Here is a 1,004-nt window from a genome sequence, read left to right as displayed (position 1 = left end):
GTTGCCAGAAACTACGGCAACTTCAAGCAGGCGGCTTGGTTCTCGCTGTTGTCCCGCATCATGGGTCGGTTGAAGCAATACAATCCGATCGATCGTGCGCGTCGCAACGTCGCCCACCATTATGACCTATCGGGTGAGCTCTACGACCTGTTCCTCGACAAGGATCGCCAGTATTCCTGCGCCTATTTCGCGAACAAGGACGATGATCTCGAGACCGCGCAGGAGCGCAAGAAGCGCCACATCGCCTCAAAGCTATTGCTCGATCGCCCAGACCTTAAAATACTCGATATCGGCTCCGGCTGGGGTGGCCTCGGCTTGTATCTGGCCAAGGAGACCGGCGCTGATGTTACCGGTGTCACCTTGAGCGTCGAGCAGCACAAGATATCAGAAGGGCGCGCGGTCGCTGCGGGCCTTGCCGATCGCGCACGCTTTCGTTTGCGCGACTACCGAGAAGAGCCTGGCCAATTTGATCGAATCGTGTCGGTCGGCATGTTCGAACATGTGGGAAAGAAGAATTACGACGAGTTCTTCGGCAAGCTTGGCGATTTGCTGACCGCCGACGGTGTCGCGCTCGTGCACTCGATCGGATACTCCGATGCGCCAGCTCCAATCAATCCGTTCATTCGCAAGTACATCTTCCCCGGAGCGGATATTCCGTCGCTCTCCGAGGTCTTCGCATCGGCAGAGCGTTCGGGCCTTGTTGTCACGGACGTCGAAATCCTGCGTCTGCATTACGCCGAAACCCTCCGCCACTGGCGCGAGCGCTTCATGGTGAACCGTCACCGCGCTGCGGCTCTTTATGACGAACGGTTCTGTCGCATGTGGGAATTCTATCTCGTTCTGTGCGAGATCGGGTTTCGCTTTCGCACGATGATGGTGTTTCAGATTCAGCTTGCCAAGCGGGCGGACGCCGTTCCGCTCACCCGTGACTACATGATGAACTGGGAGCAAGCCCATAATAGGCCCGCAACCTCGCGCATCCGGGCGGCGGAATGAGTGGCTAA

General features: G+C 57.8%; 1 protein-coding gene. It reads left to right on the top strand.

What is annotated here, in order from left to right; translation table 11 throughout:
* On the top strand, positions 1-996 hold a 996-nt coding region (locus JTP94_RS15880), incomplete at its 5' end, for a cyclopropane-fatty-acyl-phospholipid synthase family protein (RefSeq protein WP_204851456.1).
* Between the last annotated feature and the right edge of the window lie 8 nt (positions 997-1,004).

The organism is Martinezella lusitana (assembly GCF_016901135.1).
In the GTDB taxonomy this organism is placed as follows: Bacteria; Pseudomonadota; Alphaproteobacteria; order Rhizobiales; family Rhizobiaceae; genus Rhizobium; species Rhizobium lusitanum_D.
Note: the sequence above shows the minus strand (reverse complement) of the source record. Positions and strands in the feature narration are given on the sequence as shown.